The sequence below is a fragment of the Rhodococcus sp. NPDC057014 genome (assembly GCF_042673295.1).
GTDB lineage: Bacteria > Actinomycetota > Actinomycetes > Mycobacteriales > Mycobacteriaceae > Rhodococcus_F.
The window spans coordinates 24,368-31,274 of sequence record NZ_JBHUSF010000082.1 but is presented as its reverse complement, the minus strand read 5'-3'; the positions used below and the strand labels follow the sequence as shown (position 1 = coordinate 31,274).

At 67.8% G+C, this 6,907-nt stretch carries 6 protein-coding genes; all 6 read right to left on the bottom strand.

Annotation, left to right across the window (positions count from 1 at the left end; translation table 11 throughout):
• Nucleotides 1-33: 33 nt before the first annotated feature.
• The 6 genes from ACFTZB_RS18250 to ACFTZB_RS18225 all read right to left on the bottom strand — a co-directional run bounded on the left by ACFTZB_RS18250 (nucleotide 34) and on the right by ACFTZB_RS18225 (nucleotide 6,822).
• Nucleotides 34-1,374, bottom strand: coding sequence for an MFS transporter (locus ACFTZB_RS18250; protein ID WP_378433368.1), 1,341 nt, complete (start codon nucleotides 1,372-1,374; stop codon nucleotides 34-36).
• 127 nt (nucleotides 1,375-1,501) lie between these two features.
• Entirely contained in the window at nucleotides 1,502-1,891 is a 390-nt protein-coding gene (locus ACFTZB_RS18245; RefSeq protein WP_143548917.1) for a RidA family protein, read from the bottom strand.
• A complete protein-coding gene (locus tag ACFTZB_RS18240; protein ID WP_378433367.1) occupies nucleotides 1,888-2,625 on the bottom strand; it encodes a hypothetical protein in 738 nt (245 codons plus the stop codon). Before ACFTZB_RS18240 ends, ACFTZB_RS18245 begins: the two co-directional genes overlap by 4 nt.
• Nucleotides 2,622-3,626 carry a membrane dipeptidase gene (locus ACFTZB_RS18235; RefSeq protein WP_378433366.1) on the bottom strand — a complete coding sequence of 335 codons (1,005 nt, stop codon included), beginning with the start codon at nucleotides 3,624-3,626 and terminating at the stop codon, nucleotides 2,622-2,624. Before ACFTZB_RS18235 ends, ACFTZB_RS18240 begins: the two co-directional genes overlap by 4 nt.
• The gene (locus ACFTZB_RS18230; protein ID WP_378433365.1) at nucleotides 3,626-5,344 is read right to left on the bottom strand and encodes a hypothetical protein; all 1,719 of its coding nucleotides are present in this window, start codon (nucleotides 5,342-5,344) and stop codon (nucleotides 3,626-3,628) included. Before ACFTZB_RS18230 ends, ACFTZB_RS18235 begins: the two co-directional genes overlap by 1 nt.
• Nucleotides 5,341-6,822: an aldehyde dehydrogenase family protein gene (locus tag ACFTZB_RS18225; RefSeq protein WP_378433364.1), complete on the bottom strand. Its 1,482-nt coding sequence runs from the start codon at nucleotides 6,820-6,822 to the stop codon at nucleotides 5,341-5,343. The genes ACFTZB_RS18230 and ACFTZB_RS18225 overlap by 4 nt, the downstream gene beginning before the upstream one ends.
• Nucleotides 6,823-6,907: the final 85 nt, after the last annotated feature.

Here is a 6,907-nt window from a genome sequence, read left to right as displayed (position 1 = left end):
GCGCCCGGCGGCAGCGGCGGGTTCGGGGAGAACTCAGCGCAGTGACGCCGCGTCGCTCAGGTCCGTTCCCCGAGTCTCCGGGGCCATGAGGAAGCTGACGAGTGCGCCCACTCCGGCGATACCCGCGGCGATGTACATCGTTGCGGAGAGTCCGAGGTTGGACAGCGCCCACGGGGTGGCGAACGTGCCGATCGCCGCACCGATCCGGCTGATTCCCGTGCACAGGCCGACGGCGGTGGCCCGCACCTCGGTGGGGAACAGTTCGTTGGGGTAGATCCATTCGAGGATGGAGGGTCCGCCGTTGAAGAGCGCATAGATCGCGAACGCGAATGCGATCACCCACAGGCCCGCGTCCGGCTCGATCGCGAGGAACAGCAGTCCGAGACCGGAGAGCACGAAACCCCAGATCAGGATCGGCCGTCGCCCCAGTCGATCGACGAGGAGCAGTGCGACGACGTTGCCGATCAGGAAGAACAGGTTGATGAGGCCGTATCCGATGTGGGCGAGATTTCCGGAACCGAGGTTGAAGAGTTCGAGGATCTGCGGGCCGAAAGCGTAGATGGCGAACAGTGTCACGATCGTGCACGTCCAGAAGATCGAGATGAACACGACGCGCTTCAGGTATCCGCCGCGCATCACTCCGCGGAGGGACGTGCTTCCCTCTTCGTCGGGCAGGTCGTCCAGCGTGGCATCCGCCCCGATCGTCTTTTGCAGCACGATCAGTGCCTCGTCGGACCGCCCCTTGCTCAGCAGCCACCGGGGAGACTCCGGGATGCTCGTGCGTGCGACGACGATCAGGGTGGCGGGAATCGCGGAGGAGAGCAGCATCCACTTCCATCCGTCGGGGTTGCTGAGCAGCAGGTATCCGACGAACGCGGCCGCCGTTGCGCCGACGAACCACATGGCGTTGAGGCCGCCGACGAGTTTGGCACGCCACGCCTTCGGCGCGAATTCCGTCACCAGTGCGGTGGCGATCGGATAGTCGGCGCCGACCGCGATGCCGATGATCAAGCGCAGTATGAACAACTGCATCTCGTCCGCGGCGAAGAACTGCAGCACCGAGCAGACGATGATCACGATCAGGTCGATGGTGTACATCAACTTCCGGCCGATCCGATCGGTCACCGCACCGAACACGGCCCCACCGAGGAACACCCCGATGAGCGCGGAGGATCCGATGAGGCCGGCCCACAGTGCGCTCATGTCCCACTGTGCCTGGATCTGCACCATCGCGATGCCGATGATGCTGAGGATGTAGCCGTCGAGGAAGGGGCCGCCCGAGGAGAAGAGGGCGAGTTTGGCGTGAAAGCCGTTGAGCGTGGCGCTGTCCAGTGTGACGCCCGATCGGGCGGAGACGGTGGTGTCGAGGTTCATCTGAGGAATCCCATCGGGGGGTGTGGGCTTGAGGGTTTGTCCCCACGTGATGTGGTTGCTGCCACAGTAGGAAGAGAATTGGCGGCGCGGAATTACCAATCTCCTACCAATTCATGCTCTGTGCTTATCAATTCGCCGGGTCGACGGCCGCGATTCCGTCGATCTCGATTCGCTTGTCGCCGCGGAACCGAGCAACCTCGACCGTCGTCCGCGGCGGCAGGGGAATGCCGTCCAGCCGGGCCAGATACGCGGTGTTGTATTCGTCGAACTCCGACAGGTCGGCCAGGTACACCGTGGCCTTCAGCAGGGTGTGCAGGCCACCACCTGCAGCATGGAGAGTGGCCTCCAGATTGTCGAGCGCGACCCGGACCTGGTCGCCGATCGCGGTCGGGGTCCGTCCGTCCGCGGTGGTGGGGATCTGCCCGCAGGCCCAGATGGTGCCGGCGAACACCGCCGCCCGCGCGTACGGTCGCTCGGTGCCGGCGGGATGTGGGACGAGTTCACGCTGATCGGTCACGAATGTGCCTCCGGGACGAGGAATCGCCTGCCGAGTTCGTAGGCGCGCGACCACGTCGCGGCGTCGACGAATACGCCGTAGGAGACGGCGTGGCGGTAACGCGTCTCGTGTTCGGAGGCGGTGTGGACGGGATGGGACAGGTGTGCAGCGGGCGGCGCGGTCTGGAGGAGTGTTCCCGCGCCGGTGGCCGGTACGCCGGTGGTGAGCGCCGCGACGGCGACGTCGCGGTACATCTCGCCCGCCCCCGTCACGACGGTCGCGCCGGCCGGGTGCCCACCGTCGTCGAGCGTGACCAGGCGCAGCGTGGCACCGGGCCGGGAGACGGCGTGCAGGGCGTACCAGGCGACGGCCTCGTGGTCGACGATCCGGGGCAGGAGAACCGGACGAGACTGCGACAGGGCCAGATCGACCGCCAGCGGTCCCGTGAGCAGTGCGCTCCGCGGTGACCGGTCGACGATGTCGACTTCCAGGCCCCTCGTCAGCGTGACGTCGGCGGCCCCGTTCGGTGACTCGAGTTCGGCGATCGTCGCCAGGAGTGTGTCGATGCCGTTGCGGGCGTGGAGTTGCATCGCCGTCACGACGTCGGCCGCGCCACCGGCTTCGCCCGCGCTGACGCCCGCGGCGTAGAGGGCGCGGAATGCCGTCTCGCGAACCTCCCGTACCGACAGCCTGATTCGGTTTCCCGGTAGGAGAGCGGTGTCGTCTTCGAGGGTGTGGGTGAGCATGTCGGTCATCGGCGTTCCTGTGATTCGGGCAGTCCGGGGAAGACGTCGTCGAAGATCCGCAACCAGTTCTCGCCGAGGATCTTCGCGATGGTCGCGTCGTCGAGGCCGACCTTCTGCAGGCATTCGGTGAGAACCGGGAAGTCCGCCGGGCCAGAGAACCAGTTCGGCCACATCGGCCACTCGGGTTCGATCGGATTCTGGCTGGGCGGTCGCCAGCGACCGTTCCGCAGCCACGCGACGTAGTCCTCCGACCAGTTGCGGGTGCAGTCACTGCCGATCGCGACGTGGTCGGGACCGATCTGGTCGACGAGCCGCGCGACCATGACCGCGAAATCCGCGCTGGACGTGGCTTCCCCTCCCAGGACGTTCGGGTAGAGGCAGCAGCCGATCACACCGCCGCGTGCGGCCAGCGCGTCGATGACCTCGTCCGGTTTGTTGCGGGGACTGTCGACGAACCAGGTCGGGTTCGAATGCGTGATCGCGACGGGCGTGCGCGATGCGTCGATCGCGTCCAGGCAGGTGCGGTTCCCGACGTGGGAGAGGTCGACGAGCATGCCGACCCGATTCATCTCCGCGATCATGATGCGCCCGAACGCGGTGAGTCCGGAATCGTGCTCGTCGTAGCAGGCGCCGCCCGCCAAATTCTGAATGTTGTAGGTGAGCTGCGCGACGCGCACCCCCAGTCGGTGGAAGATCTCCACCATGCGGTAGTCGTCCCCGAACGGCGAGGAATTCTGGAACCCGAGCAGCACGGCGATCCGGTTGTCCCGCTTCGCGTTGCGAATGTCGTCGGAGGTTTCCGCGAGGGTGACGATGTCGTCGTTGTCGGCGGCGAGCTGATACCACTGTGCGACGGCGCCTAGCGTGTCGGCCGGACCGTCCCACACCGCGCAGGTAGCGTTCACCCCGGTGACACCACCGGTGCGCAATTCCTCGAGGACCTTCCGGTCCCAATTGTTGATCTGGAGGCCGTCCACCACCAGCAGGTCGGAGTGTGTGAGCGTGTGCACTAGGCGTCCTTTCGCGGCTTGCGGGTGAAGATCCAGTCGTCGTCCACCCCGGCGGCGACGTCTTCGGCCCGTGGGGCTCCCGAGTAGAGCGTCACCCGGAGCCAGTCGGTCGATTGCGGCATGTAGTTGTCCATCCCGTACATCGCCAGCTGGAAGCGCTGCAGATTCAGGGGCAGGAAGTTCCGGGCGAGCAGGTTGTCGTGGGCCTCCGCGTACGGGACGCCGGTGAGCGTCTGCACGCGGGCGACGATGCCGCGGTGCCGCGGGTGTTCGACGAGAAACGCGGCGACAGCGGTGTCGTCGCGGGCGGACGCCAGATCGCGTTCCAGGGCGGTCACGGATCGGGCGACATCGATCGGATGCTCGACGTGCTCGCCCGGATCGGCACCGCGGCGTCCCCGTCGCGGCTCCTCGTTGTTCTCGGAGGAGAACCAGAAATGGGCCTGCTCGTCGGGATCGTCGAAGTCGAACCGCTGCGCCCATGCGTAACGGTCCCGGAGGACGGCGCGGAGTTCGGCGCAGGTCTGCGCCGGTTCGACGGCCAGTCGCTGATCGCAGCACAGCAATTCCTCGACCTCGGTGTCGAGTTCCGGATGGACCTCGACGATCACGGAGTCCATCACTCCGCGGGCCTCCGCGCCGATGGACGCGGCCCGGTCGTGCAGCGCCCGCCAGGCGTGGTCGGTCGGCGTCCCGCCGACGGTCCCCGACCCGATGTACTCGGACAGCGCGCCGTGGAGCACGTCGAGTTGGGAGGCGAGCTCGCCGCAGGTGACGAAGGGCGCGGTCGGCATGTCTGCTCTCTCGCCGAAGTAGAGCGCGGCACGGTCGAGCAGGTCTCGGGCGCGGTGGATTCGCGGGCCGCCGGGCGCGGTCGTCTGCGCCAGCGCGTGGGCGAGGGGCAGTTCGCGGGTGGCGCACCAGGCGTCGAGCACCTGCGGATGATTGACGACGTACGGCACCATGCCGAGACCGGTCGCATTGCCGAGTCCGAGGTAGCGTCGCCAGTCTCCGGACAGCCGCGCCGCCCGCGGGTTCCGGGCCCGGGCGCAGTGCTCGACCAGGTCGTAGCTGAATTCACGCAGCAACCAGGCGGTCAGCATGTGTGCCCGGTACGGCAGTCGCAGGGGATGGTCGGCACCGAGCCGATCGAAGTCTGCCAGCCCGAATTTTCCGTTGCTGTAGAACGCGGTGCTCCGCAGGATGTAGGCGGCGTCGCCCATCGTCGCGATGTCCGGTTGGCCGCCCGCGGACAGGCGATCGGCGACGTAGTCGAAGAACCGTGCACTGCGGTTCGCCCGGGTCCAGATGAGGGTGCCGTCGTCCGCTCGGCCTTCTTCCTGCCGCGGCACCTGCATTCGCAGTGCACGCGAACGACTCTCGGTGAGCGGACCTTCGATCAGGGCTGCGGTGACGTCCCACGCCTTGGCGATGACGCGGTCGGTTCGGTCGCGCTCGGCGAGGGTCGTCGAGAACACGACGAATCTCACCTCCCGGCCGCCGATCACGACGCGGTACACGACCTCGCCGCGGCCGTCGGCATCGACGTCCCACCGCTCGCGTTCCACCCGCCAGTTCTCGGCGGCCGCGGTTCTGAGGAAGGACCGGGCGAAGCTGTGCCGGGTGTAGCGGGCGGCTCCCATGTCGGCCGGGTCCAGAACCTGTTCGGGCGACCGGGCGGATGTCTGCGTCCGCCGCAGCAGTTCGGTCGGTCTCATGCCTCGCTCCTCGGTGTTCCGGTGCGGGAGTAGGCGATCTTGCTCCACGTGAAGAACTCGGCGCTCGTCGCGGCGTTCTGCTCGCGGGGCGCGGGGAACGACGAATCCTTGAGTCCGCCGAAGGGAGCGTGCAGTTCGGAGCCGGTGTTGGGTGCGTTGACCTTGATCAGGCCGGCGTCGAGGTCCCGGATGCAGCGGCGGGCGACCCGCTCGTCGCACGTGAAGACGGCGGCGGTGAGACCGAACGACGTCGCGTTCGCGAGGTCGATGGCCTCGTCGAGATCGTCCGCGCGCAAGACGAGGGTGACCGGACCGAACACCTCTTCCCGGCTGATCGTCAGCGCCGGCGTGCCGGCGAGCAGCGTCGGGGCCACGAACGCCGCACCCGACGTGGGGAGTGGAGCAGACCCCAGCAGTTCCGCGCCCTCGGACAGCGCCTGGTCGATCGCGGCCGTCACTTCCTTTGCCGCGCGGGCGGAGACGAGCGGTCCGATCTGAGACTCGGGGGCAAGACCGTCGCCGACGACCAATTGTTCGACCCGTGCGACGAGTTCGGGCACGAGGTCGTGATAGGCGTCGCCGACGGCGATGATCCTCCGCGTCGCCGTGCACTTCTGGCCACTGCTTCCCATTGCCCCGGCGATCAGGACCGTCGCTGCGTCCCTCGGATCGACGTCGGGGAGCACGATGGCCGCGTTGTGCCCGCCGAGTTCCATCTGCACCTTCGCGCCGCGCGGAACCGCGGCGGCCTGGATCGACCTGCCCACCGGAACCGATCCGGTGAAGGTCACTCCCGAGATCTCCTCCCGCGCCACCAGTTCGGCGCCGATCGTCCCCGGGCCCAGGATCATGTTGAGGACCCCGGACGGAACCCCTGCTGCAGCAAGGGCTTCGGCGAAGGCTGTCGCGACCGCCACGGTGTCGCTGGCGGGTTTCCAGACCACCGTGTTGCCCCACAGCAGCGCCGGCGCGAGCTTCCACGCCGGAATCTGCAGCGGGAAGTTCCACGGGGTGATCGCGGCGACCACGCCGAGCGGTCGGCGGACCGTGCGGATCACCTCGTCGGGATGGGACGACGGGTAGGTGGCGCCGTCGGCGTTGCGCGCCTGCGCCGCGTGGTAGTGCAGGGTCTCGACGGTGGCTCCCACCTCGGCCCGCGATTCGGGGAGCGTCTTTCCCTGCTCCCGGGTCATGAGTTCCGCGATCGCGTCGGCACGCTCGGCGAGGATCTCGGCCGCCCGGCGGAGGACGAGTCCGCGTGCGATGATTCCGCGGTCGTCCCACTCGCGGCGTGCCGACACCGCGGCAGCCACCGCCGCGTCGAGGAGCCGGCTGTCGGCCGGATGGTATTCCGCGACGACCGTCTCGTCGGCCGGGTTCGTCGTCGCTGCGACCGGACCGTCGCCGTCCACCCACTCGCCGCCGATCAGGTGGCGGAGACGGGTGTCCGTGTCTGGTGCGGTGAGATGGTGCTCCACTGCTGACTCCTCGAAGGGCTGGTAATTCGGTGCCTTCAACGCTAGGCGCGGCGACCATGGTGCAGAAGTACCTATTGTCAACCGA